Source organism: Actinocrinis sp., assembly GCF_035650855.1.
In the GTDB taxonomy this organism is placed as follows: Bacteria; Actinomycetota; Actinomycetes; order Streptomycetales; family Catenulisporaceae; genus Actinocrinis.
On sequence record NZ_DASRGV010000166.1, the window covers coordinates 1 to 23672 of the forward strand.

23 protein-coding genes are annotated in these 23672 nt (G+C 70.4%); 12 read left to right on the forward strand and 11 right to left on the reverse strand.

What is annotated here, in order from left to right; genetic code table 11:
* Positions 1-208: 208 nt before the first annotated feature.
* Complete coding sequence (locus tag VFB40_RS12340) at positions 209-1027, forward strand: NADase-type glycan-binding domain-containing protein (protein ID WP_324850091.1); 819 nt, start codon at positions 209-211, stop codon at positions 1025-1027.
* Positions 1028-1081: 54 nt separating this feature from the next.
* Positions 1082-1513: a contractile injection system spike tip protein gene (locus VFB40_RS12345; protein WP_324850093.1), complete on the forward strand. Its 432-nt coding sequence runs from the start codon at positions 1082-1084 to the stop codon at positions 1511-1513.
* 42 nt (positions 1514-1555) lie between these two features.
* Here VFB40_RS12345 and VFB40_RS12350 read toward each other — a convergent pair whose 3' ends face one another.
* Positions 1556-2287, reverse strand: a complete 732-nt coding sequence (locus VFB40_RS12350) for a Pvc16 family protein (RefSeq protein ID WP_324850095.1) — start codon at positions 2285-2287, stop codon at positions 1556-1558.
* 343 nt (positions 2288-2630) lie between these two features.
* Here VFB40_RS12350 and VFB40_RS12355 point away from each other — a divergent pair, with 343 nt between their 5' ends.
* The gene (locus VFB40_RS12355) at positions 2631-3257 is read left to right on the forward strand and encodes a helix-turn-helix transcriptional regulator (RefSeq protein WP_324850097.1); all 627 of its coding nucleotides are present in this window, start codon (positions 2631-2633) and stop codon (positions 3255-3257) included.
* Here the strand turns inward: VFB40_RS12355 and VFB40_RS12360 are convergent.
* The 6 genes from VFB40_RS12360 to VFB40_RS12385 form a co-directional block, all read right to left on the reverse strand.
* Positions 3230-6661 (reverse strand): BTAD domain-containing putative transcriptional regulator, encoded by a 3432-nt coding sequence (locus VFB40_RS12360; RefSeq protein ID WP_324850099.1) that lies wholly within the window; start codon positions 6659-6661, stop codon positions 3230-3232. The genes VFB40_RS12355 and VFB40_RS12360 overlap by 28 nt on opposite strands.
* Positions 6662-6744: 83 nt before the next feature.
* Positions 6745-7548, reverse strand: a complete 804-nt coding sequence (locus VFB40_RS12365; RefSeq protein ID WP_324850101.1) for a GNAT family N-acetyltransferase — start codon at positions 7546-7548, stop codon at positions 6745-6747.
* Between the two features lie 53 nt (positions 7549-7601).
* Complete coding sequence (locus VFB40_RS12370) at positions 7602-8888, reverse strand: hypothetical protein (protein ID WP_324850103.1); 1287 nt, start codon at positions 8886-8888, stop codon at positions 7602-7604.
* 57 nt (positions 8889-8945) lie between these two features.
* The gene (locus tag VFB40_RS12375) at positions 8946-9689 is read right to left on the reverse strand and encodes a hypothetical protein (protein ID WP_324850105.1); all 744 of its coding nucleotides are present in this window, start codon (positions 9687-9689) and stop codon (positions 8946-8948) included.
* A gap of 9 nt (positions 9690-9698) precedes the next feature.
* Positions 9699-10763: a hypothetical protein gene (locus tag VFB40_RS12380; RefSeq protein WP_324850107.1), complete on the reverse strand. Its 1065-nt coding sequence runs from the start codon at positions 10761-10763 to the stop codon at positions 9699-9701.
* 156 nt (positions 10764-10919) lie between these two features.
* Complete coding sequence (locus VFB40_RS12385) at positions 10920-12413, reverse strand: potassium/proton antiporter (protein WP_324850109.1); 1494 nt, start codon at positions 12411-12413, stop codon at positions 10920-10922.
* Between the two features lie 408 nt (positions 12414-12821).
* Here VFB40_RS12385 and VFB40_RS12390 point away from each other — a divergent pair, with 408 nt between their 5' ends.
* From VFB40_RS12390 to VFB40_RS12420, 7 genes are all read left to right on the forward strand, one after another.
* Positions 12822-13157, forward strand: coding sequence for an ArsR/SmtB family transcription factor (locus tag VFB40_RS12390; RefSeq protein WP_349260286.1), 336 nt, complete (start codon positions 12822-12824; stop codon positions 13155-13157).
* A gap of 122 nt (positions 13158-13279) precedes the next feature.
* Positions 13280-13810, forward strand: a complete 531-nt coding sequence (locus VFB40_RS12395; protein ID WP_349261452.1) for an NADH-quinone oxidoreductase subunit B family protein — start codon at positions 13280-13282, stop codon at positions 13808-13810.
* A complete protein-coding gene (locus tag VFB40_RS12400; RefSeq protein WP_324850113.1) occupies positions 13807-15834 on the forward strand; it encodes a proton-conducting transporter transmembrane domain-containing protein in 2028 nt (675 codons plus the stop codon). The genes VFB40_RS12395 and VFB40_RS12400 overlap by 4 nt, the downstream gene beginning before the upstream one ends.
* A complete protein-coding gene (locus tag VFB40_RS12405; RefSeq protein ID WP_324850115.1) occupies positions 15831-16775 on the forward strand; it encodes a respiratory chain complex I subunit 1 family protein in 945 nt (314 codons plus the stop codon). Before VFB40_RS12400 ends, VFB40_RS12405 begins: the two co-directional genes overlap by 4 nt.
* A 29-nt stretch (positions 16776-16804) precedes the next feature.
* Positions 16805-17458 (forward strand): hypothetical protein, encoded by a 654-nt coding sequence (locus VFB40_RS12410; RefSeq protein WP_324850117.1) that lies wholly within the window; start codon positions 16805-16807, stop codon positions 17456-17458.
* Entirely contained in the window at positions 17458-18957 is a 1500-nt protein-coding gene (locus tag VFB40_RS12415) for a proton-conducting transporter transmembrane domain-containing protein (protein ID WP_324850119.1), read from the forward strand. The genes VFB40_RS12410 and VFB40_RS12415 overlap by 1 nt, the downstream gene beginning before the upstream one ends.
* Positions 18957-20504, forward strand: coding sequence for a hydrogenase large subunit (locus tag VFB40_RS12420; protein WP_324850121.1), 1548 nt, complete (start codon positions 18957-18959; stop codon positions 20502-20504). The genes VFB40_RS12415 and VFB40_RS12420 overlap by 1 nt, the downstream gene beginning before the upstream one ends.
* Positions 20505-20558: 54 nt before the next feature.
* Here the strand turns inward: VFB40_RS12420 and VFB40_RS12425 are convergent, their stop codons facing one another.
* Together VFB40_RS12425 and VFB40_RS12430 are read right to left on the reverse strand one after the other, a co-directional pair.
* Entirely contained in the window at positions 20559-20954 is a 396-nt protein-coding gene (locus tag VFB40_RS12425; RefSeq protein ID WP_324850123.1) for an STAS domain-containing protein, read from the reverse strand.
* A gap of 111 nt (positions 20955-21065) precedes the next feature.
* Positions 21066-21509, reverse strand: a complete 444-nt coding sequence (locus VFB40_RS12430; protein WP_324850125.1) for an Hsp20/alpha crystallin family protein — start codon at positions 21507-21509, stop codon at positions 21066-21068.
* 107 nt (positions 21510-21616) lie between these two features.
* On the opposite strand from VFB40_RS12430, the gene VFB40_RS12435 reads away from it, so the two are divergent.
* On the forward strand, positions 21617-22279 hold the full coding sequence (locus VFB40_RS12435; RefSeq protein ID WP_324850127.1) for an HSP18 transcriptional regulator: 663 nt from the start codon (positions 21617-21619) through the stop codon (positions 22277-22279).
* A gap of 134 nt (positions 22280-22413) precedes the next feature.
* Positions 22414-22773, forward strand: coding sequence for a hypothetical protein (locus tag VFB40_RS12440; RefSeq protein ID WP_324850129.1), 360 nt, complete (start codon positions 22414-22416; stop codon positions 22771-22773).
* 37 nt (positions 22774-22810) lie between these two features.
* On the opposite strand, the gene VFB40_RS12445 is transcribed toward VFB40_RS12440, so the two are convergent.
* Together VFB40_RS12445 and VFB40_RS12450 are read right to left on the reverse strand one after the other, a co-directional pair.
* The gene (locus VFB40_RS12445) at positions 22811-23134 is read right to left on the reverse strand and encodes a hypothetical protein (protein ID WP_324850131.1); all 324 of its coding nucleotides are present in this window, start codon (positions 23132-23134) and stop codon (positions 22811-22813) included.
* Positions 23135-23236: 102 nt separating this feature from the next.
* A partial coding sequence (locus VFB40_RS12450; protein WP_324850133.1) for a hypothetical protein occupies positions 23237-23672 on the reverse strand: 436 nt, incomplete at its 5' end.

Sequence of the window (23672 nt, forward strand, 5' to 3'; positions counted from 1 at the left end):
CAACGCGACGCCCCCACCACCTCCTCCTCCGCCGCCCGGACGCCTGACCAATTCCGGCAGCGCGACGCCTCCACCACCTGCGCCAACCCCTCCCCCGCCTCCGCCGCCTTCGCCGTCTTCACCGCCCCAGCCGCCACTCCCGCTGCGCTCCCCCACGGATTCGGTCCGCGAACAGCCGCCGCAACCGGTCCGTCCGCGCGTCACCGCCGTGACCAAGACCAAGCCGACGCACAGCCTCAAGCCGGGCGACCTCGTCTGCAGTACCTGCGGCGAGGGCAACGTCCCGACGCGCAAATTCTGCGCGCGTTGCGGGAGCTCGCTCGTCGAGGCCGCACGCGTCGAACCGCCGTGGCAGCGCAGGTTCACGCTGCGCCGCGGCCCGAAGGTCGTTCCGCTCACGAAGGGCTCCGGCCGGTCCGCCTCCAACCCGCACGTCCACGACCGCGGACTCAAACCCCTGATTCTGCGGATCTATCGCAAGGTACGCACGGTAGTCGCCGTATGCGTACTCGTGGCAGGCGTGCTCTACGGTGCCTATCCGCCGCTGCGGATCGCCGTCAACCACCGCGTCGTGGCGATCAAGCAGAGAATCCTCAATGTGGCAGACCAGACGCTCGTGCCGATCCACGCGGTCCACGTGGACGCCAGTGCCCAGGCTTCAGGGCACGCTCCGCTGTCGGCCGCGGACGAACTGACGAACACCTATTGGCTCGCTCCCTGGGTCGCCTCTCCCGCGCCGCAGCTCGTCCTGGCCTTCAGCCACCCGGTGACGCTCAAAAAGCTGATACTGCATTCGGGCGCGAGCGACGCCTACGTCGCGCACGGCCGACCGAGCTCGCTGCGCCTGGTCTTCTCGGACCACGAATCCTTCACCATCACACCGCAGGACACCTCGAAGCCGCAGACCTTCGATCTGCAGCACGCGGTCCTGATCACGAGCGTGCAGGTGCAGGTCACCGCGATCTATCAGGGCAGCGGCTCGCCGGACGTGGCCGTGAGCGAGCTCGAACTGTTCGGGATTCAGTGAACGCCGCGAGGCGCCGCCGCGCCGCCGCGAGATGTTCAGCCGGGAGGGAAACCGATGGGTGACTTCATCATCAGGACCGGCGATCAGGTGCAGGTCACCATCCCGCCGCCCGCCGTGGTTCCCGCCCTCCAAGGCCCGGCGCCGCTGGAGGGCTCGAGCGCGACGCTCACGGTCTGCGGGATGAAGGCGTGCCTCGTCGGCGACGAGCTTCCCGCCCAGCTGAGAGGGGCGCTCGCGTACACGTCCGGATCCTTCACAAACGCCGGCACCGGGACGCTGACGCTGACGCTCACGCCCGCGAACACCACGCAGCGGACACGCAACGGAGCGCCGATTCTGATCAAGGGCGGTTCGTTCACGGCCACCTTCACCGTCGTCACGCCGGCCACCCAGACCACGCCCGCTGGCCCGGTGCCCGATCCGGTGACGGTGAAGTCCGGCAGCGCTCAGTTCCTCACGACGAACACGTCGGTGCGCGCCGGTTGACCTACCGTCGGTGGCGGGTCAACCGGCGCGCTGAGCCGTGAATCAGGGTTCTTGGGAACTGCGCGCGACGGGGGCAGACCGCTCAGTGACTCTGCGCCGCTCCCATCCACTCGATCCGGCGGCATCAGACCGCCGCCCGATGCCGCGGCCCGCAGCGCTCGGTGCGGGACCGCGCTCCACCTCCAGCGCGATCTCGCGGGCAGGCGGCGCCACCTCGACGGACATCGGCGGCAGCAGCGCGGCGAGCAGGTCGAGCCGCAGGTATGTCCGTGGGCTGATCTCCCAGCCGGCCCACGGCGGTTCAGCGACCGCAGGCTCTCCCGGCGCGCACAGCACGATGACCGGCGCCCCGGACCGCGCGAGCGAGCCCTCGACGTGTTCGGGCGGCACGTTTTCGCACACCGCGCAGGCGTTGAGCACCGCGCCGAGCAGATCGCCTTCCGAGCGTGAGACGCCGGCTTCCGGTCGCACGCCGTCCCGGCCGCCTGGATCGCCCGCGGGCCCGGCCCAGGCGGTGATCAGGTAGACGAGCCGGAAGTGCTGCAGCGGCGCCTGCCGGCCGATCACCACGCCCCGCTCGTCGCGTACGTCAACCCAGCTCGACTGGCGCGCCGGGCCTTCCCGCAGGACGCGGTGGAGGAAGACGCCGACGAAGGGTTCATCAGCAGCCTGATCACCCCGGCGGACGTCCGCAGGCCCCGACCGCACCGCGACCCCCTCGGGCAGAACGGCGCCAAGCCATCTGCTCAGGGTCCTGTCAGCCTCGCCGAGCATGCCGTCCCCTTTCCCCCGCAGATACGACTCCTGATCAGACGTTACGGACCCGCCTGGGCCCGCCCAAGGCGGAAGAACGCAGAAAACCACGCAGACCGCGGCGCGCCGTTCTTGCCGGTTCTTGCCGCTGCACCGCCTCGACCTGCGGAATCGCGGCACAGATCCGGTACAGTTCGTGCGCTGATACTGCGTCATAGCGTCGTATGCGCACGGTGGGACCGGCGAGAAACGCAGTCGCCGAACGGTGGGGCGCACGCCACCGCGCGCGATAGACGAATGATCAGCACTCCGGGCAGCGATCCGCAGGGAGGGCGGGCCCGGAGGCTCACCAAGGGGAGAGAAGATGGACAGCCGTATCCCGGTATACCTGTATGCCGAAGACCCGATCGTCCGCGCCGGTCTGACGACCGCCCTGCGCAGCGGGTCCGAGTTCGCGCTCGTCGACGGGAAGGCGGGCCCGAGCGCCGCCGTCGCGGTCTTCGCGGCCGACGGCCCGGACCAGCACGTCCTGGACCTGGTGCGCACGACCCGCGCGCGCACCCAGGCCCAGGTGATCCTGGTGGTGACCGCCCTGAGCGACGAGGATCTGCTGGCCGTCGTCGAATCAGGGGTCTGTTCCGTGCTGTGGCGGCGCGAGGCCACGGCCTCGTGGCTCGGCGAGGCGGTGCGCAAGGCCGCGGCGAACGAGGCGGTGCTGCCCTCGGACCTGCTCAGCCGGATGCTCAAGCAGGTCACCCGGCTCCAGCAGCACGTGCTGCAACCGCGCGGGCTCGCCTTCACCGGCCTGTCCGGCCGAGAGCGGGACGTGCTCAAGCTCGCCGCGGAGGGGTTCGACACCGAGGAGATCGCCGCGAAGCTCGCCTATTCGAAGCGGACCGTCACCAGCGTGCTGCACGATATCGTCGTGCGCTACCAGCTGCGCAACCGCGCGCACGCGATCGCCTACGCGATCCGCGAGGGGCTCATCTGATCCGCGTCCGCGGCCGGGCCCGGCGGTGGGCGGACCTCGATGAGGTCCAGCAGCCGTCGGGCCTTGCGCTCGACGAGGCGCGAGCCGATCTGCCGGCCGATCGCGAGCGCGTCCTGGACCTCGATGAACGCGTCGTGCGGCTGGCCGAGGCACACGTGCGAGGCGGCCTGGTCGAGATGCATCGCCGCGCGCACCCGCGGATCTCCGATCGTACGGGCCAGATCCGCCGCCTCGCGGTGCAGGGCGAGGCCGGCCGGGCCGTCGCCGAGCCGGATCCGGATCGTGGCCAGCGCCGAGAGCGCGCCGGCCCGGAACCGCGCGTCCTCGCTGGCGTGCGCCAGCGTGAGGGCCCGCTGGGCGTTTTCGGCGGCGCTGAGCAGTTCGCCGGCGTCGCGCTCTACCTCGGCCAGGACGCGCAGCGTGTCGGCCTCGTTGCGGCTGTCGCCGGTCTCGCGGTGCAGGGCGAGCGCCGCCTCCAGCAGGCCGCGCGCGTCGGCCAGGGTCCGGGCGCGGCTCAGTGCGTCGGGTTCGTCGTGGCGGCGCTCGAGGTATGCGACGGCCAGGTTCGCGAGGGTGACGGCTTCGCCGACGCGGCGGCCCGCGAGCCGGTGCAGCGCCAGCGCTTCGGTCAGCCGCTCGATGGTCTGCTCGATCCGGGCCGCGGCCCAGTAGACCCCGGCGAGGTTGTTGAGGGCGACGGCGTGGCACTGCGTCCATCCGGCCGACTCGGCCAGTTCCACCGAGCGCGAATAGCGCCCGGCCGCCTCTTCGAAGCGGCAGCGCGCGTTCTCGGCCATCCCGAGGTGCAGTTCGGCGGCGGCCTGCGCGACCGGATCACCCAGCGCCCGTGCGGCCGTCAGCGCCACCTCGCTGACGACCCGCCAGTCCACGGCGTTGGCGCACGAGGCGAAGTAGCCGTTTATCAGGACCGCGAGTTCCCAGGCGCCGCGCTGGTCGCCGTGCTCGGCGAGATGCACCACCATCGCGACGATGTTGGGCCGCTCGGTCTCCAGCCAGGCGAGCGCGGCGGCGGCGTCCGTCGGTTGTCTGCCGGTCGTGGCTGCGAGCGCGGCGGGCTCAAGGCCCGGCGGCAGCAGCACATGCGGGTAGAGCAGCAGCGCGGCGCCGGAGACGCGGGCGCGGTAATAGTCGGCGATCCGTGTGGTCGCGGCGCGGCGGCCGTCGGCCTCCTCCTCGCGGTCGGCCAGTTCGGCTGCGTAGAGGCGCAAAAGATCGTGCAGCGTGTACCGGCCGGGCAGGTGCTCTTCGACGAGATGATGGCCGACCAGCCGACCCAGCAGGCGGTCGGCCTCCGCCACCGGGACGCCGGCCAGCGCGGCAGCCGAAGCCCCGGTGAAGTCCGGGACGGCGACGAGCCCCAGCAGCCGGAAGAGCCGCCGCTCGGCCACGGGCAGCGCGGCGCAGGACAGCTCGAAGGTGGCGCGCACGGCGGTGTCCGCGTCGCCGTCGATCGCCAACGCCGTCAACCGATCCCCTGTGGCCAACCTCGCTGCGTAGTCGGCGATGCGGTAACGCGGGCGGGTCGCTAGGTTGGCCGCGGCGATGCGTAGCGCCAGCGGTAGATTCGCGCACAACCACGCGAGAGCGGCGACCGCCTCGGGTTCGGCCTCGGCTCGCGCGGTGCCGAGCATGCGCGTCAGCAGCGCCGTGGATTCGGCCGAGGCGAGCGCGTCCAGGGACAGCAGCCGGGCCCCTTCCCGCGCGATGAGGCCGGTGAGAACTTCACGGCTGGTGACGATGACCGCGACACCCGGGCCGGCCGGCAGCAGCGGGCGCACCTGCTCGGCGCTGGTCGCGTTGTCCAAGACGATCAGCACACGTTTACCGGACAACTGGCTGCGGTACATGGCGGCGGCCTGGGTCTCGTCCGCCGGTATGCGGTCGGCTGGGACGCCGAAGGAGAGCAGGAACCCGGCCAGCGCGTCCAAGGGGCGCAGCGGGCCCTCCGCGCTGTGCCCGCGCAGATTCACGTAGAGCTGACCGTCTGGGAAGCGGCCCGAGTTACGGTGCGCCCAGTGCACCGCCAGCGCGGTCTTCCCGACCCCGCCCATGCCGGCGATCATCGCCAGCCAGCCGTGAGGCGCCTCGGCTTCTTCGGCGGGCAGCAGGTAATCGAGCGAACTGAGACCCGCGGCCCGGCCGGTGAAGCCCTGGATGTCGGTCGGCAGCTGCGCGGGCGGCGCGGCGCGATGGCCCGGATCCGGATCCGGGTTCTCAGCGTCAGTGGGCTGCGACGCGGCGGGGCGTGCGGAACGGTCCGCGCCCAAGGTCGGTCGCGTGGCCACGGGCAGCTTTCCGCGCAAGACGCGCAGCTGCGCGGCTTGCAGTTCGGCGCCGGGCGTGACTCCCAACTGGTCGTCGAGCAAGCGGCGAACGGTGCCGTAAAGAGCCAGCGCCGCGGCCTGCTGGCCGTCGCCCGCCAGGGCGAGCATGAGCCGGGCAGCCAGCCCCTCGTGCAGCGGTTCCTCGGCGCACAAGGTCTGCAGCGGGGCGAGCACGAGGTCGAACCGGGCCAGGCTTATCGCGACGTCGGCCCACTCCGTGAGCACCGCGATGCGCTGCCGGGCGATCGCCACCATGGCGGGGTGCAGGCGCAGCCGGGCGTCCGCGTCTGCGAGCACGGGGCCGCGCCAGTACGCCGACGCTTCGCGGAAAAGCTGGGACGCGGACTCCGCGGCGCCGGTGGACCAGGCCTGCCTGGCGCGCGCAGCCAGCTCCTGGAACCACCACAGGTCCAGCTGCTCCGGTTCGAGTTCGAGCCGGTAGCCGCCGGGGACGTGCCGCAGCACCCGGCCGGGCGAGCGCGCGCCCCGCTCGGGTTCGAGCAGCCGGCGCAGCTGCGCGACGTGTGAGTGGATGAGCTGGAGGCTGGTGCGGGGAGGGTCGTGCTCCCATAGCGCTTCGATGATCTGCCCGGTGCCGACTGTCTGACGCGGCTGAACCGCGAGGAGACTCAGCAGATTGCGTTGCGTGGCTGAAGACAACTCGACCGGCACGGAGCCCCGGTGTACCAGGAGAGGGCCCAGCACGCCGATGCGCAGTCGGCCCTGCACCTGTCCTTGCGTATCTGCGCTATCCGCGCCGGGCGGCTGTGAGAGCGAGCCAGTTCGCGCCGAGGACGAGTCACCCCGGGGCTGAGCGGCGACGGCCACGTGTCCCAACAGGGCGGTGAGATCGTTGGCGTTGACGCCGAGGGCTTCGGCGAGGCGGCCCACGGACGCGGCATGTGGGCGCTCCACTCCGCCGCGTTCGAGGTTGCGCAACGTGCGCACGCTGATTCCCGCTCGCTCAGCGAGTTCCTGCTGACTCAGCCCGCTGCGTAGACGCAGGCGGCGCAGCTGTTCGTGCCCGGCGCTGCCGGTACCGGAAGACGAGGTGTCCATCCAGTGAATCAGACTCCGATCAACGGCTCACCGGGCTCGTACCCGTTGTGACGCCGCGCCTACACGGATATCGGAGACGATTATCAGATTGAAACCTCTGCGTCCGAAGAGGGAGCCGATGCGGACGGTGCGCCGAGCCGAAGCCTCTCGGCGATCGGGCGGTATCCGATGCCGCGATATACCTGCCGTGCCTCTGGGCCGACGGGTTCCAGCCACACCAGGTGATAGCCGTCGCGGAACGCGAGACCGGTCAGGCGCGCGCTTATCGCAGTCCCAATGCCCCTGCGGCGCGCATCCTCCGCTACAGCCACTCCGTCGAGCTCGCCGACACTGTTGACCGGCGGCATGCAGACCCCGCCGCCAACGATTCGGCCCTGATGTCGGGCGAGCATGACGAGTGCGCCCCTCGTACGCACCTGGACCAGCCGCTCTACCGCCTCCGGTCCTGCCTCGCCCGGCTGGCCGAATGCGTAGTGCTGGACGCGCGCGAATTCCTCCAGGTCCGCGTCGCAGGACGGCTCGGCCAAGACGAGCCCCGGCAGCGGCTGGGGCGCAGTGAGCCAGGGTGCTGTGAGCCAGGGCGCAGTACACGCCATGACCACACCCCGGCGCTCCACCGTGAACCCTGCGTCGACCAGGGCACGCTCCGCCTTCGGCGCGCAGCCTGCCAGGAACTCCAGCCGCGCGGTGCGGCCGCGCTGCTCGAAGGCGCGCAGCAGAGCCCGGATATCGGCCGCGGTCGGCTCGGCGCCGTCGTCGGGGATCGCGAAGTTCGCGAAGGCGTCCGGCAGGCGCCGGCTGAACCGGCACAGGAACGGCCCCGCCCTGGCCGTCGAGCGAGCGCGCAAGGCCAGGGCGCGGTCGTGCCGCTGGACGTCGAACGCCATCCTGCGGGCGTCCGGTGGCGCAGCCTGTCCACTCGAGTGGACGGCCGCTGCGGTCATCTCTGCCCGAAGGTCAGGTCATAGCAGTGATCGGTGTTCGGCGCCTTGCTGTCCGGTACGCGCACTACATCACCAGGACTCAGGGTCATCCCGGTTGTCGTGAGCGCCGCGCCGCCCACCGTGACCTTGGTCTTCACCTTCGGCTCAAGCGAGATCAGGGCCTTTCCGCTGGCCGTGTCGGTGAATACGCAGAATACGGCGTCTGATTTGAGGTCCGTGTCGGTGACTGACCACGGGTAGCCCACGGTCTCGGGGCCGATCTCGTTGTCTCCGTCGAGCAGAGCGATCTCACTGCCGTCCGCGAGCGTGAAGTAGGACTGGACGGTCTTCACCGCCGGCTTCGGCGCCGCGGCCCCCTTCTTCTTCCCCTTCGGCACCTTGAGCGTCTTCTGCCAGGCGTTCGAACTCTTCGTCGTGGTCTTGCCGCTGCCGTCGGTCATGTCCGCTGAAACGGCCGAGCGGCCGGCGAGCGAAGCCGGCGGCGCCTGCTTCACCACGAACTTGGTGGCCTGGCTCATGTGCTCGCGAAACGCCGACAGATACCTTGCCACGTCGCCCAGCTTGTCGGGATCGATCTTGAGCGCCCTTGCGATGTCTTCCTCCGACGGACCGTTCACCTCGGCAGCGGTGAACGTGACCTGCGTGGTGACGCAGTCCAACGGGTAAGGTGTCGTGATCGCCGGGTTAGCCTTCAAAGCGGGGTACCACGAGCTGTCGTCGACCGTGGCCTGGATGTGTATCGCCCAGCTTTTCCGTAGGTCTTCCATATACGACTTGGTGGTCGCGTCGCCGGCGAACCGGTACATCTCCTCCCACGCCCTGGTCATGTAGATCCAGGCCGACTTGACGTGCTCGTCGAAGTGGTGCTGGCTGTTGGCCCCGGAGGTGAGGACCGTCTGGTTGGCGGGATTCGAACCCACTCCGCCGAATTCGGCGTTCAGGACATGCCCGGATATGAACTTCTCGCCCGGGAAGAAGGCCTTGATGTCCACGAGCGCCTGCGGAACGCTGGTGATCGCGTCAGATCCGCCCATCTCGCTGTAAACGTCCTTATGCGGATGGAGCTTCACCTCCGCGCTCTTACACCCACGCTTCACCTCCGCGAACGAGGTGTTGACCCGACCGGACAGCTTGAAGCCGGTGGCCGAGCCGGCCTTGCTTCCCACGCCACGCGTCAGGCTCTTGATCGCCAGCGCCAGCAGCGCGGCGTCGTAATTCGCGAGGAAGGTCACGGCATACGCCGCAGCCGCCTTCCTACCCGCCGCATTGAGCACCTTAGGCATGATCGGCCCCCTCTTGCCACCCCGCGGCGCCGCCGCCTGCCGCCCGCGACCTCGTGATCACGACTCCACCATCTCTTCCTGCTGAAGCAGGCTCCAGATCTCGGCCCGCAGCCCATCCAGCGCCTCGTCTCGCACCTGGTTGATCAGGGCGCTGACACGTGGGTTGTCCTCGATCTCCAGTCGCAGCAGGCGCGACGGGTACTGCGCGAACTCATCGGAGGTTGCCTTGGCCTTCGCGACCAGCCCGTCGAGCACCGCCCGGACCGCCTCGTCGAAGACCGACTCGGCCTCCTGCCCGAGGTACGCGGACGTGTCGTCGTCGACCGCGACTTCGGTCACCTCGTCCGCTTCCGCCGCGGCCGCCTCGCCGGACTTCTCCTCGTTCGTCTCCGGGACGGGCGCGTCGGTGACGACGACGTCCCGCGGCGGCTCCTCGAGCAGGTCCGGCACAGAAGTCGCCTGCGTCGTGACGGGCTCGAAGCTTTCCGGCGTGCCGAGCACGGCCTCGATCGCCATCGGGTCCTCGCGTTCGAGAACAACGGCGTACTGCTCCGCGACGTCCTGCAGCTCTTGTATGAGCAGCGGCATGGCCCGGTCCAGCTCGTCGGCGATCAGGTCCGTCTGGGAATCGGAAAGCTGACTGCCGTACGGCTCCTCGATCTGAGAATCCTCCAGGCCGGTCGCGGCCGGACCGCTACGCCCCTGGGTCCCGGGCTGGCGGCCGTCTTCGGACTTGCGTCGCTGCGCCTCTTGGACCTCGACCTCTTCGCGATCGCCTTCTAGGTCCCGGTCTCGTTTCACGGTGCGAAATCACCTCTCCTCGTGCGCCGCGCGTGCCGCGAATATCTTCGACGCCTGCTTCCGGGCCCCCTGCTCGACGATCGACCTCGCCGTCGGGTTTCCGGCCATCTCTGGCGGCAGCTTCGCCATGAACCGCTCCGTGAACTGGGCGATGACGGCCTGTATGTCTTGGGCGAAGTCCGTCAGCGAGCCAGCCGGGTCGAGCGCCGCGTCGACCGGCGCTTCCTGCTCCGCCAGCCGCGCCGCTTGCGCGGTCTTCCGCTCGGCCTGCGCTTCGGTCATCCACGGACCGCCGGTGCCCTTGCCGTAGACCCAAGCGCCTTCGTACAAGGACTGATACTCAGAGGGGACGGGCACGATGTACCAGCCGCTCCACTCCTCAGGCCACCCGTTGGCGCACAGGTCCCCGTTGGCCAGCGCCAGCCGCTCCGCCTCGCTGTCCCAGTGGTACATCTCGTGCCACTCGTCGTCGGGGGCGTCCTCGCGGTCGTTGTATACGTAGACGTATCTGCCGTCGCGCTCGAGGAACCGGTAGTAGAAGGTGCCCGGCGTCCGGCTGTAGCTCCAGTTATCAGTGTTCCGATATGCTTCAACCCGCTCCTCGCCCTCGGCCAGCGGTCCCTGCGCCCCCGCCAACTGCGTGTTCGCGTTGTACTGCCATTGCGGCAGCCACCGGTCGATGTCAGTCTTGAACCAGGTCAGAGCCTCGTCGCGGGTCTCGGGGACGGCGTCCGCGATGTGCTGGAGATGCTCGAGCAGCGCGATCTGCTGGCTCGCGTCCTCCAGAGACTGGGCGAGGTTGGTCAGCACCCACTCCGGCTGCGAGGCGTAGTAGCCGGCCCAATCGGAGTACCCGTCGAAGATCAGGGTGATGATCTGGTCGCCCCAGGACTTGAGCGTCTCGCCGTCGCTGCTGTTGCGAAACGCGGTGATGCTCTGGTTGATCGCGTCACCGTCCGCGAGGGATATCTCGATGACCGGATCCGCCGAGGTCGACGGCCGCAGCAGATTCGCGAACACGGGCAGGTACATGTCCCACCGGGCCCGCTCGCCCAGCACCTGCGAGATCTCCATGACGCCGCGCCCCTCCCGGTAGCGTTTCGGAACCCAGTTCCATCCTCCACGGCCCTGACCTGCACGAAAGGGCAAATCGCGCAGGCTATGTGGCAGGAGTTCGGGCTACCGACGCGGCAATGGACGTACTGTCCGCCCCCGGAACCGGCGGTGTTATCAGAGGCCTTCCTCGCCGAACCAGCGAGCGAGTTTTCCGGCTCTGCTGACCGCGCGCAGCCTGCGTTCGGTTTGTCGGCGCACGCTCGCCGACGCCACGATCAGCAGCTTGTCGCCGTGCTGAAGCCGCGTCGTCGGGTCGGGCACGAATCCGTGGCCGTCGCGCACGATCAGCGCCAGGCTGGCCTGTTTCGGCAGCCGCAGCTCGAACAGCTCCACTCCGTGCAGCCGCGAGTCGTCCGGGATGCGCACCTGCAGCAGGTCCGCTTGCAGGTCTTCGAGCGGAGCCGCGTCCACGTCCAGCTCGCGCGGCTCGACGGCGGACAGCACCCCCAAGTGCCGCGCCGCCCACGGCAGCGTCGGTCCCTGCACCAGGGTGAAGCCGCCGACGATCAGGAACACCAGGTTGAACAGGACGGCCGCGCCCGGCACCGCATTGTTCATCGGAATGGTCGCCAGCACGATCGGCACCGCGCCGCGCAGCCCCGCGTACGCAAGGAAAGCCTGCTGGCGCCAGCGCAGCCGGAATGCCGCAGTGGACACCAGGACGGCCGCTGGGCGCGCGAGCAGTGTGAGCACGAGACCGATGACCAGCGCCGGCCAGATCCGCGAGGGCAGCTGCGACGGCGAGGCCAGCAGCCCGAGCATCACGAACAGCCCGATCTGTGCCAGCCAGGCCACTCCTTCGGCGAACCCGCGCGTCGCCGTGCGGTGCGGCAACCGGAGGTTGCCGAGCACCAGCGCGGACACGTACGCCGCCAAGAAGCCGCTCGCCCGCGCCAACGACGCCGCCGCATACGCGGTCACCACGAGCGAGAGCACCGCGATGGGGTACAGACCCGAGGCGGGCAGGGCGACCCTGCGTAACCCGGCCGCGCCGAGCAGCCCCACCAATATACCGATCGCCGCGCCCGCCACCAGCGCGTACACCACCTCGCCGACGACCAGCAGACCCGACGGGGCGTGGGCTCCGCTGGCGCTCAGCAGCGTGACCGCGAGCACGGAGGGCGGATCGTTGAGGCCTGATTCGCCTTCCAAGATGCCCGCCACCGCGGGCGGCAGCGGCAGCTTGCGCAGCACGGAGAAGACCGCCGCGGCGTCCGTCGGCGCCAGCACCGCGCCGAGCAGCAGCGCTTGCCGCCACGCCATGCCCAGCAACCAGTGCCCGGCCGCGGCGACGATGACGCTCGTGACCACCACCCCGACGGTGGCCAGCGCCAGTGCGGCCGGGGCTCCGGCGCGCGCGAGCCGCACGTTGGTGGTCAGACCGCCCTCGGCCAGGATCAGCACCAGCGCGCTGAGCCCGAGCGCCTCAGCCGTCGCGGCGTCGTCAAACCGGATCCCGATGCCCGACTCGCCCAGCAGCAGCCCAAGACCGAGAAAGACCAGCAGACCCGGCAGCCCGACGCCGTGCGCGAGCCGCGCGGCCCCGATCGCCGCGATCACCACGATGGCGCCGACCAGCAGCACCACGTCCAGATCCGCCGGCCTCACCGCCAGCTCCCGCAACCGCAACGGGCGACCCCGATCGCCGCGATCACCACCACGGCACCGACCAGCAGCACCACGTCCAGATCGGCTGGCTTCACCGCCAGCTCCCGGAACGAGCCCCGGCTGCCCCGCGCCGCAAGCCGACGTGCCCGCGCGCAACGTCCACGCCGCCTCCCTCCGGGACCAGCCGCGGCGCCGAACGGCCACCGCACCCGCGCCCCACCACGTCCTTCGACGATAACGGCGTTTGATCAGTTTTCACGGAGCGCCACTGCGCCGACCAGGACCGCCGTTGCCGAGTTGAAGATTTCTTCATTTTCATTAGATGATGACCGCGACAGGTCTCCAGCGTCTCGACCGGGACGCCGCAGACCACCCTGGACCGACCAACGAGGACGGGACGTGAGCGCTGTGCCGGTGCCGCTGTACGAGGCGAAGGCAGAGTTCTTCCGGGTGCTGGGGCATCCGGTGCGTATCCGCGTGCTCGAGCTGCTGTGCGAGGGGCCGAAGCCGGTGCGCGACCTGCTCGCCGAGGTCAACGTCGAGGCCTCCAATCTGTCCCAGCAGTTGGCGGTGCTACGCCGCTACGGGATCGTCACGGCGACCCGTGAGGGCTCCACGGTGGTCTACGCGCTGGCCGGGGCCGACGTCTCCGAGCTGATGCTGGCCGCGCGCCGGATCCTGACCGAGCTGCTGGTGGACAAGCGCGAGCTGCTGGCCGCGCTGCAGGAGACGGACGCCGAATGATCCGTACCTGACCCCGCCGCGGACCTGGTTCTGCTGCGTTTCTCCCGTCCCGTCCCACCGGGCAGCGCAAGCGCGGGTCTTGTTGTGTTCGTCCTCGTCTCAAGCCATGAGTGGGAACTGTTGTGCTCAGCCTGTTGCGCAAGATCGCCGCTACGGGGCGGGTCGCCGAGCCGGCGCCACCGCGTCCCGAGCCAGGCTTGTCTCCCGATTCGGCCCTGTCTCCCGAGCCGGCACCGCCAGACCTGGCGCGCCGCGTTAAGGCGCTGCGCGGTTCGGCGCAGGTGCGGTGCGTGGACGCGGGTTCGTGCAACGGCTGCGAGATCGAGATCGGGCAGGCGTTCGGTCCCGTGTACGACGCGGAGCGCTACGGGGCGCGGATCGTCGCGTCGCCGCGGCACGCGGATGTGCTGTTGGTGACCGGTCCGGTGACGCGGAACATGGCCGAACCGCTGCGGCGCACCTACGCCGCGGCGGCCGAGCCGCGGGTGGTGATCGCGGTCGGAGACTGCGCGATCGACTGCGGTGAGTTCGCGGGCGGGTATGGCGTCGAAGGCGCGGTCGGCGACGTGGTGCCGGTGGACCTCTCGGTGCCGGGCTGTCCGCCTGCCCCGGATCAGATTGTGGCAGCGCTGCGTCGGGTGACCGGCCGGTGAGCGTGAACGTGGTCGGCACCGCCTTGGCTACGGCGGCGGGTTTGTCCGGCACGGCTGCGGGGGCCGCGCTGTTCAGCCCGGCGCGCATCAGGGTTCAGATAGTCGGGGTTCTCAGTGCACTGTTGGGGGCTGCCGGGCTGTTCGCCGGTGGTGCGGCGCTCGCCGGGCACGTGTTCTCGGCGCGGATGCCTGATCTGCTGCCGCTGGCCGGGATCTCGCTCCAGGTGGACGCGTTGTCAGGGGTCTTCCTCGCAGTCACCGGCGCGGTTGTCGTGGCCGCCTCCATCTACGGGATCGGCTATGCCGCCGGTCCGGCTCGCGGCCGGCTCGCGCAGGCGTTGTGGCCGCTGTTCGCGTTCAGCCTGCTGCTGGTGCCCGCCGCGGCGAGCGTGTCCACGCTGCTGGTGGCCTGGGAGTTGATGGCGATCGGCTCGCTGCTGCTGGTGGTATCCGGCAATCCGGCGGACGGGCGGGTGCGTGACGCCGGCGTTTGGTACGCGGTGATGACACACCTCGGGCTTGTCACGATCCTGATCGGACTCGTGTGGCTGTCTGCCACCGCGCACACCGAGACCTTCGCCGGTCTGCGTCTCGCTGCGGCCGGGGTGTCGCCGGCGGTGCGCGGCGGAGTGTTCGTGCTGCTTCTGCTCGGGTTCGGGTCAAAGGCGGGCATGGCGCCGCTGCACGCATGGCTGCCGCGGGCGCACCCGGAGGCGCCCAGTCCGGTCTCGGCGCTGATGAGTGCGGCGATGGTGAATCTGGGTGCTTACGGGCTGATCCGGTTCGGACTCGATCTGCTGGGTGGCGGCTCGCGCTGGTGGTGGCTGACCACTCTCGTCCTGGGCGCGCTCTCGGCGGTGTACGGGATCGTGCAGGCCGCCGTGGCGAACGACTTCAAGCGCCTGCTGGCGTACTCGACGGTCGAGAACCTGGGCCTGATCCTGATGGGCGTCGGCGCGGCCGGGGTGTTCGAAGACTCGGGACACCCGGTGCTCGCGGCCGCGGCGCTGACCGCCGCACTTCTGCACACCGCCACCCACGCCGGATTCAAGACGCTGCTGTTCCTGTCCGCCGGGTCCGTGCTGCACGCCACCGGCACCCGCGACCTGGACGAGCTCGGCGGCCTGCGCACCCGGATGCCGGCGACCACGGCGCTTTTCACACTCGGTGCGCTCGGCGCGGCGGCGCTGCCCGGGGGCGCCGGGTTCCCTTCCGAGTGGCTGCTGCTGCAGTCCCTCATCCACGGGCTCGCGGTGCCCGGCATAGTCGTCGTGGTGGTGTTGCCGGTCGCGGTCGGCGCCATCGCGCTGTCCGCCGGCCTGGCCGTGGCCACCTTCGTCAAGGCTCTGGGTACCGGATTTCTCGCCAAAGCACGCAGTACTGCGGCCGGGCACGCCCACGAGGTCTCCGGGACGATGCGCGCGGGAATGGGCGTGGCAGCGGCAGCATGCGTCGCGCTGGCGGTGGTGCCCGGCGCGACAGCACCAGCTCTTGTGCGCGCCACCGCTGCCGCACTGCACGGGCCGGGCACGTCCCTTACGCTCGGCGCGACACGGCAGTTGACCGCGCTGGGCTCGACGCTCTCCCCGCTGCTGGTCGTGGCGCTCACGCTCGGCGCCGTGCTGCTCCTGCGCGCGGGATTGACCCTGGTCTCCGGTCGAGGGCGGCGCGGGGCGCCGGTGCCGCTGTGGGACTGCGGCGCCCCGCCGCTCACGGCGCGCATGGAATACACCGCGACCTCGTTCGCCGAACCGCTGCAGCGCGTATTCGACGACGTACTCGCCCCAGAATCAGACATCGATGTCACCCCGCACGCCGAGTCCGCATACCTTGTCGAGCGCATCGCCTACAGCCGAGCTGTCCCGGATCGGGTGGAGCACCGTCTCTACAACCCTGTGCTGCACACGGTGCGCCGCGCCGGACGCGCGGCGCGAGTGCTGGCCGACGGCAGCGTGCACCGCTATCTCGGCTACGGCTTCGGCAGCGTCGTCATCCTCCTGATCGTGCTGGCGGCCGCCCAGTGACCGCCGCCCTCCTCGTCTCGCTCCTCCAGGTGCTGCTCGTGCTGCTCGGCGCGCCGCTGCTGGTCGGTGCCATGCGCCAGCTACGTGCCCTGATGGAGGGCCGCGTCGGGGGCGGATTCCTGCAGCCGTGGCGCGATCTGTTGAAGCTGCTGCGCAAAGCGCCGCAGCACCCTGAGGGAACCGGCGCGGCTTTCCGGCTCGCGCCGCTGCTCGGCGTTGCCTGCTGCGGGGTCGCCGCCGCCGCCATCCCGCTCATCTCCACCCGCACCGGGCTGGGTGCGGCCGCGGACCTGATCGCCGTGGTGGCGCTGCTGACCCTGGCCACCGCCGCGCTCGCGCTGGCCGGACTGGACACCGCGACCGCGTTCGGCGGGATGGGCGCGAGCCGCGAGATGACGATCACCGCGCTCGCGGAGCCGGCGATCCTCACGGCGGTCTTCGCGCTCGCCGCGAAGGTCGGCTCGACGAACCTGCCCGCGATCGTGGCCGCGACGCTCAGCCACGGCGCCCGGCTGGCCTCCCCCGCGACGCTGCTGGCCGCCGTCGCCCTCGGCGTCGTGGTGCTGGCGGAGACCGGCAGGCTGCCAGTGGACAACCCGGCCACGCACCTGGAACTGACCATGGTGCACGAGGCGATGGTGCTGGAATATTCGGGCCCTGACCTCGCCCTGATCGAGCTCGGCGCGGCGATGCGGCTGACCGTGCTGCTCGGCCTGTGGAGCTCGCTGTTCGCGCCTTGGGGCATCGCCACCGGCGCCGGCCCGGCCCGGCTGCTTCTCGCGCTGGCCGTGTTCGCGGGCAAGACGCTGGCGCTCGGCTGGCTGATCGCGGCCGCCGAGGTGTTCACGGCCAAGCTGCGCCTCTTCCGCGTCCCGGAGCTGCTGGCCGGCTCGTTCCTGCTCGCGGTGCTCGCCGTGACCGCCTCCTTCTTCCTGGCCTGACCCGACCACCCTGCGGAAAGTTGCCCCTGATGAGCGCTCACGCGCAGCTACTCGACCTGGCCGCGGGGGCGTTCCTGCTGGCCGCGGTCGCGATCCTCTGGCGCCGCGATGTGAGAGCACAGACCGCGTGGCTGAGCGTCCAGGGCGCCGCGCTGGCCGCGATCGCGGTGATCCTCGGCGCCGATCGATCGCATCCCGAGCTGTACGCGGTCGCCGCCGCGGTCGGACTGCTGCGGGCGGTGGTGCTGCCCGCGCTGGTACGCCGCGCTGTGACCGCACGCGCCGAGGACCGCGAGTCCGCTCCCCTGATCAACGTCGGCGCCTCGCTGCTGGCCGCCGTGGCGCTCGTGCTGCTCGCCTACGCGGTCGCCCAGCCGCTGGTGCGCCTGGAGGCCACCACCGCCGCGCGCGCCCTGCCGGTGGGCCTCGCGGTGGTGCTGATCGGGCTGCTGATCCTGGTCACGCGGCGCAAGGCGCTCTCCCAGATCGTCGGGTTCCTGTTGCTGGACAACGGGATCACCGCGATCGCGTTCCTGGCCGCCGCCGGAGTGCCGATACTCGTCGAGTTCGGGGTCTCCTTCGACCTGCTGCTCGCGGTCCTGGTCCTGCGGGTGCTCACCGCGCGGATGCGTGCCGTGTTCGGCGGCAGCGATTTGGACGAGATGCGGGAGCTGCACGACTGATGGACCGCACATTCGCCGACACTGCCCTGCTCCTACTGCCGATCGCGGCCCCGTTGCTCGCGGCCGCGGTCTATGCCGTGGCCGGATGGCGCCGGGCCACCGCTCACCTCGGCACCGCCGCCGCGGCCGTGATCCTCGCCTCCGGGATCGCCGTCGCGGTCAGCGTCGCCCGCAACGGTCCGCTCACCACATTGGGCGGCTGGCTGCACGCCGACGCTCTCTCGGCGTTCCTGCTGCTGGTCATCGGCTCTGTCGCGACGTTAGCCTGCGCCGCCTCCCCCGCGTACCTCGCCGCCGAGCACGCTGCCCACGAAGGCGGCTCCCGTCGCCGCTACGGCGCTCTGGTCTCCTGCTTCCTGGCCGCGATGTGCCTGGGCACGCTGGCCGGGAACCTCGGCCTGGCGTGGATCGCGATCGAGGCCACCACGATCGTGACCGCGTTCCTGGTCGGCCACCACCACACCCGCGCCGCCCTCGAAGCCGCGTGGAAGTACACGGTGATCTGCTCGGTCGGTATCGCCCTGGCCCTGCTCGGCATCGTCGTGCTCTACGACGCCGCGCGCCACGCGGGACTTTCCGAGGCCACCGCCCTGAATCCGGCGGCACTCACCGCCCACGCCCGCGCGCTCGATCCGGCGGTCACCCGCATGGCCACCGCGTTCATGGTCCTCGGCTTCGGCGCCAAAGCAGGACTCGCGCCCCTGCACGCCTGGCTGCCGGACGCCCACAGCCAAGCCCCCGCGCCTGTCAGTGCGCTGATGTCCGGGGTGCTGCTCGCCGTCGCTTTCACCCAGATCCTGCGCGTCAAGCAGATCGCCGACGCCGCTCTCGGTCCCGCGTTCAGCAGAACCCTGCTCTTGATCGCCGGTCTGGCCACACTCGCCCTGGCCGCCTTGCTGCTGCTCGCGCAACGCGACTACAAACGCATGCTCGCCTACTCCAGCATGGAACACATGGGGCTGATCGCGGTGGCCGCCGCGATCGGCACCCGCCTCGCGCTCGCCGCGCTGTTGCTGCACATCGCCGGGCACGGCCTGGCCAAGACGGTCGCGTTCACCGCCTCCGGCCACCTGCTGCAGGCCGAACGCACGACCCGGATCGAGCAAATCAGGGCCCTGGCCACGCGCCGCCCGGCGCTGGCCGGGATCCTGGCCGCCGCGCTCCTCGCCCTGCTCGGCCTGCCGCCGTTCTCGCTGTTCGCCTCCGAACTAGGCATCGCACGCGCGGGATTCGCCGCTCACCTCGGTATTCCAGTCGCCGCAGCGTTCGTACTCGCCTTGGTCGCCTTCGCCGCCTTGGCCCGGCACACCGCCTCGATGCTGCTCGGCGACGACGAACCACCAGCCGCCGGCGAACCTCCCAAAGCGGCAGCAACGACCCGGCTCAGCCTTGCCGCGCGCGCTCCCCTGATCACCGGCCTGACCGCGGTAGCCGCACTCGGCGTCACGGCGTGGCCGATCAATACCCTGCTCAGCCTCGCGGCGCAGGGAGGCCGATGATGGCCGGCCTCGACTTTCTCGCGCAAGGAGAAACCACCGGACGCACGCGCATCAACGTGCAGACCGATTCGAAGGAGCTGCCCAGCCGCGCAGCCGCCCTGCTCGAACGCGGATATCGACTCGCCCTCGCACACGTCTCCCACCGCGGTCCGCAGGACCCGCGCGGCGAGGCGATGCACGCGGTCTACCTGTTCCTGAAAGCGGGCCCGGATTCTCGCGTCGAACTCGCCGTGCCGCTCGATCCTGCGGCGCCCGTCGTGCCCAGTCTGGCCGCGCTCAGCTTCCCCGCCTCACGCTTCGAACGCGAAATGCGCGACCAGTACGGCGTCCAGCCGGTCGGCCATCCGCTCCCCCGGCCCCTGGTGCGCCACCCGGCCTGGCCCGAGGGCTGGCACCCGATGCGCGCCGACGCCGGACCGCGCCCGCCCCTGGACCCCGACCCGGCGCCGTTCCCGTTCCTGGCCGTCGAAGGGCCCGGGGTCTACGAGATCCCGGTCGGACCCGTGCACGCCGGGCTGATCGAGCCCGGGCACTTCCGCTTCTCCGTCGTCGGCGAGACCATCCTCAAGCTCAAAGCCCGCCTCTGGTATGTACACAAGGGCACTGAGAAACTCTTCGAACACCGCACCGCTGCCGCCGGGCTCCCGCTCGCCGAGCGCATCAGCGGGGACACCTCGGTCGGCCACGCCCTGGCGTACTGCCGTGCCGTCGAGGACGCCGCAGACATCAGCCTCGCCGCCCCCATCGAGGCCGCACGCGCATACCTGCTCGAACTCGAACGTCTCTACAACCACGTCACCGACCTCGGCGCGCTGTGCAACGACGTCGGGCACGGAATCCTGAACGCGCACGCCGGACGCATCCGCGAACAGCTGCTGCGGATCAACGCCGAAACCACGGGTCACCGGCTGTTGCGCGGCGGCATCGTCCCTGGCGGCGTCCGCCTACGCTCCCGCCCGGACCAGGCACGCCTACGCGCGATCGCCGCCGACGTCGCGCAACTCGTCGACCTCGCCCTAGGCCACACCGTCGTGCGTGACCGGTTCACCGCCACCGCGCCCCTCAGCCTGCAACAGGCCCGGGAACTCGGCACGCTCGGCTACGTCGCCCGCGCCAGCGGATTGGACACTGATGCACGTAACGAGCATCCGGCGCAGCCCGACATCCCTCGCCCTGCGCCTGTGCTGGAACCGGATGGCGACGTGCTCGCCCGCTTCCAGATGCGCGCCAAGGAGTTTCAGGCATCAGTGGACTGCATGGGTCAACTCTGCGACCTGATTCCCGCATCGGGCCTCGACGACATTCCCGACCGCGTCACCACCCATCATCAGGAACACTCCGGAATCGGCATCGCAGAGGGCTGGCGCGGCACCATCGTGCACCGGATCGAGTTCGCCCCCGAAGGCACCCTCGGCCGCGTGAAGATCGCAGACCCCTCCTTCTTCAACTGGCCGGCGCTCCCAGTGGCCCTCACCGGCGCGATCGTCCCCGACTTCCCGCTGGTCAACAAGAGCTTCAACCTGTCCTACGCCGGAAACGACCTGTAACCGCGCCCGCCGGCCGACCCCGCCTCCCACCGGCGGACGCGGCGGTCTGTCGGCTCATGCGGCGGTGGCCAGCGGCGTCGGCTGAGTCGCGCCGGGACGAGCCGCTAGCGCCACCGAGAAAGGGTGGTCCTGGCGGGGGAAGAGACTGTACATGCCCGTGGCTTTCAGGGCCTTGGCTAGCAGGGGACGTACGCCGCGCAACGTGGGCGGCTGACGGCGCGCGCGAACGGATTCGCGGTAAAGGGCGTGCAGGGCGCGAAGCGCGGCACCGTCGTAGAGCATCGCACGGGAGAGGTCCACGACCAGGTGCTCGTACCGGGTGAACTCGGCGAGAAGGCGTTCGCGCAACAGCCCAGCGGTGGCGAGGTCCACCTCGCCGCGCACATGCAGGACTCTGGCGCCGTCCGGATCTCTGCTGACTGCGAACTGGAGAGTCGATGCGGGGATCATTGTCTTTCACCTGCCGTGCCCTTCGCCCGCCTCGAGATCTCGGGGCGGGCGAAGGGCGAGTGCTCTGGAATCCGGATACCGATCAGCGGGACCGAAACCCGCGGCAGCGGGTCAGGCGGTGATCTCCCTGCGGTCCGTCTCGGCGGAGGTGATCTCGATCTTGCGGGGCTTGGCCTTCTCCGCGATCGGGATGCGCAGGGTCAGCACGCCGGCGTTGTAGTCGGCGCTGATGTGCTCCGCGTCGAGGGTGTCGCCGAGGAACAGCTGCCGGGAGAAGACGCCCAGGGGCCGCTCGGACAGCTGCATCTCCACGTTCTCGGTCGTGTGGGCGGGGCGGCGCTCGGCCTTGACGGTCAGCACGTTGCGCTCGACGTCGAGTTCGATGGCCTCCTTGGCCACGCCGGGGAGGTCGAAGCAGACCACGAACTGGTCGCCCTCGCGCCACGCGTCCAGCGGCATCGGGTTGGGGCGCGACCAGGTGCCGGCCTGTGCGGTGCCCAACAGCTGCGAGGTGAGCCGGTCCAGCTCACGGAACGGGTCGGTGCGCATCAACATGGGTGAACACCTCCAGATTCGTCGCAACGGTGTCGACGCGCTTACAGGCATTGTTGTAGCATGTCGTCGTAACGATGACAACCCGGCACGTCATCCGGAAGGCTGACATGGAGAACTCAGGTCACGGCAGCGAGCCGCCGCAGGTCACGGCCGCCGCGGCATCCCTCGAACGCATCGGCGCGGCCGTGCACCACGCGCACGCCAGCCGGACCGCGGGCGCGCCGCCGAACAACTCGGCGCAATTCCTGGTCGCCCTGACGCTGCTGCGCGAGCTGCGCACTCAGATCGCCGCGTGGGAGCCCGACCTGATCGACGCCGCCCGCAGCCACGGAGCCAGCTGGGCTCAGCTCGCGCCGGCGCTCGGAGTCGCCAGCCGGCAGGCCGCCGAACGCCGCTACCTTCGCCTGCGCCCTTCCACCGCCGACGGGGCGAGCACCGGGGACGCGCGCGTGGCCGCCGAGCGTGACAAGCGCGCCGCAGACCGCGCGGTGCAGCACTGGGCCCGCGACAACGCGGCCGACCTGCGCCAGCTGGCCGGGCAGATCAGCGCGCTGCGCGACCTGCCCGACGCGGCGCAGACCCCTCTCGCCGGGCTGCGCGCGGCCCTCGGCCAGAACGACGCGGCCGATCTGCTCACCCCGCTCGCCGAAACCCTCAAGCACCTCACCGCCGAGCACTCGGCTCTGGCCGCCGAGGTCCGGCAGGTCGAGCGGGACACCGCGGCGGTGCGCCAGGACATCCACGAGCGCCGCCGCCCAGACGCCGGCTAGTGGCCGCTCCACGCGGTAGGCAGCCGCGTCATCCCCTCAACGACACCACCCCTTGTCATCTCCAAGACGACGCGCTATACCGGTGTCCAGAGTCAGATTGAGACGATCCTTCCCGACGGGAGGTGATGCTCGAGATGAGGGGCGCGACGCGGGCACCGGACACCTTCATCGACCTGATCTGCGGCGATGACGAGCTGGTACGTGCCGAGTTCGACGCACTGATACGCGAGTGCTGGCCCGGCGATCCCCCCGGCCCGCCGCCGCATCCGCCCGCCTCGCACCCTCGCGGCACCTATCGGCCGCGCGGCAGCGCACCGGCCCCGGCCATCACCCGCGCGCCCGCAGCCCGGCACATCGCCAGCCAGCGGGCCCCGCCCGGGCGGCCCAAGCCTTCGCATCCCGATCTACCTTATCCGGGCCTTGATCAGGTCGGCGACCAAAAACCGATGGTCGCGCTCGACACCGGCGGTCGTAGTCGATGGACACCGGGTTGATCAAGGCCCGGATCACGTTCCCGGTCTCCGAGACCCCTCATTCGCGCAACAGCGCCGGGAATACCCGCGCCAACTCGTCGCGCGAGGACGCGGCTGCCGCCTCATCGAGCGTCGCCAGCCGCCACGCGACCTCGTGCCCGTCGAGGTCGGTCCACGGCTGCCCCTGCTCGCCGTCCCGCTCGGTCACGGTAGCGGTGAACACCACCTGCAGACCACTACCTGCCGCCCGACCCGCACGATGCAGCGCCACTGAGGAAATCAGCTCAAGCGGTAGCTGCCGCGTCGTGGTGTAGGCACCGATCCGCAGAGGAAGCTCGCCCCACCTGGCCTCAATCGCCATGACCGGTTCGGCCTCACGCACATGACGAGCGCCCCGCAACGAAGATCCCTCCCACCGCAGTCGCGATGGGAGGGATCACGAGAATCAGGACGAAAGATCACACCAGCTGTCTCTGATCCGAGATCAAGAGGCGCGGCACCACACCAGATCGAAGTTCTCGCCGGACGCGTTCTCCGGGTACATCAGGAGATTGCTTGATGTGCTGCACGGCGGGGCGTAGAAGTTTCCGTCGCTGGTCGCAACCGCGCCCTCGTAGGGCTCAGCGGTGAACGGGTAGGCCGTCGTGGAGCCGCTGAGGTAGACGCGGGCTTGGGTGAAGTTCGTCCGCACGAAGTTCGAGAGCGTCTTGTAACACCCGCCATAGCAGTACGCGGGCCGCTCGTTGATGAATTCGGCGGTGCTGCCGTCGTAGTAGTAGGACCCGAGCACCATGCCGAAGTTGATGAGGTAGGTGCCGTTGTCGGTCAGCTCGAAGTCCGCCGTCATGTGGTCCGGGCTCCAGTTGACCAGGGCCGCGATGTCATCGCCTGCGGCGACGTTGCCCATCTGCTGGATCGAC

Bases quoted from the DNA above. Each gene is read 5' to 3' on its own strand.
- VFB40_RS12345 (WP_324850093.1), top strand. From the start codon at position 1,082: ATGGGTGACTTCATCATCAGGACCGGCGATCAGGTGCAGGTCACCATC.
- VFB40_RS12350 (WP_324850095.1), bottom strand. From the start codon at position 2,287: ATGCTCGGCGAGGCTGACAGGACCCTGAGCAGATGGCTTGGCGCCGTT.
- VFB40_RS12355 (WP_324850097.1), top strand. From the start codon at position 2,631: ATGGACAGCCGTATCCCGGTATACCTGTATGCCGAAGACCCGATCGTC.
- VFB40_RS12360 (WP_324850099.1), bottom strand. From the start codon at position 6,661: ATGGACACCTCGTCTTCCGGTACCGGCAGCGCCGGGCACGAACAGCTG.
- VFB40_RS12365 (WP_324850101.1), bottom strand. From the start codon at position 7,548: ATGGCGTTCGACGTCCAGCGGCACGACCGCGCCCTGGCCTTGCGCGCT.
- VFB40_RS12370 (WP_324850103.1), bottom strand. From the start codon at position 8,888: ATGCCTAAGGTGCTCAATGCGGCGGGTAGGAAGGCGGCTGCGGCGTAT.
- VFB40_RS12380 (WP_324850107.1), bottom strand. From the start codon at position 10,763: ATGGAGATCTCGCAGGTGCTGGGCGAGCGGGCCCGGTGGGACATGTAC.
- VFB40_RS12410 (WP_324850117.1), top strand. From the start codon at position 16,805: ATGAGCGCTCACGCGCAGCTACTCGACCTGGCCGCGGGGGCGTTCCTG.
- VFB40_RS12415 (WP_324850119.1), top strand. From the start codon at position 17,458: ATGGACCGCACATTCGCCGACACTGCCCTGCTCCTACTGCCGATCGCG.
- VFB40_RS12420 (WP_324850121.1), top strand. From the start codon at position 18,957: ATGGCCGGCCTCGACTTTCTCGCGCAAGGAGAAACCACCGGACGCACG.
- VFB40_RS12425 (WP_324850123.1), bottom strand. From the start codon at position 20,954: ATGATCCCCGCATCGACTCTCCAGTTCGCAGTCAGCAGAGATCCGGAC.
- VFB40_RS12430 (WP_324850125.1), bottom strand. From the start codon at position 21,509: ATGTTGATGCGCACCGACCCGTTCCGTGAGCTGGACCGGCTCACCTCG.
- VFB40_RS12435 (WP_324850127.1), top strand. From the start codon at position 21,617: ATGGAGAACTCAGGTCACGGCAGCGAGCCGCCGCAGGTCACGGCCGCC.
- VFB40_RS12440 (WP_324850129.1), top strand. From the start codon at position 22,414: ATGAGGGGCGCGACGCGGGCACCGGACACCTTCATCGACCTGATCTGC.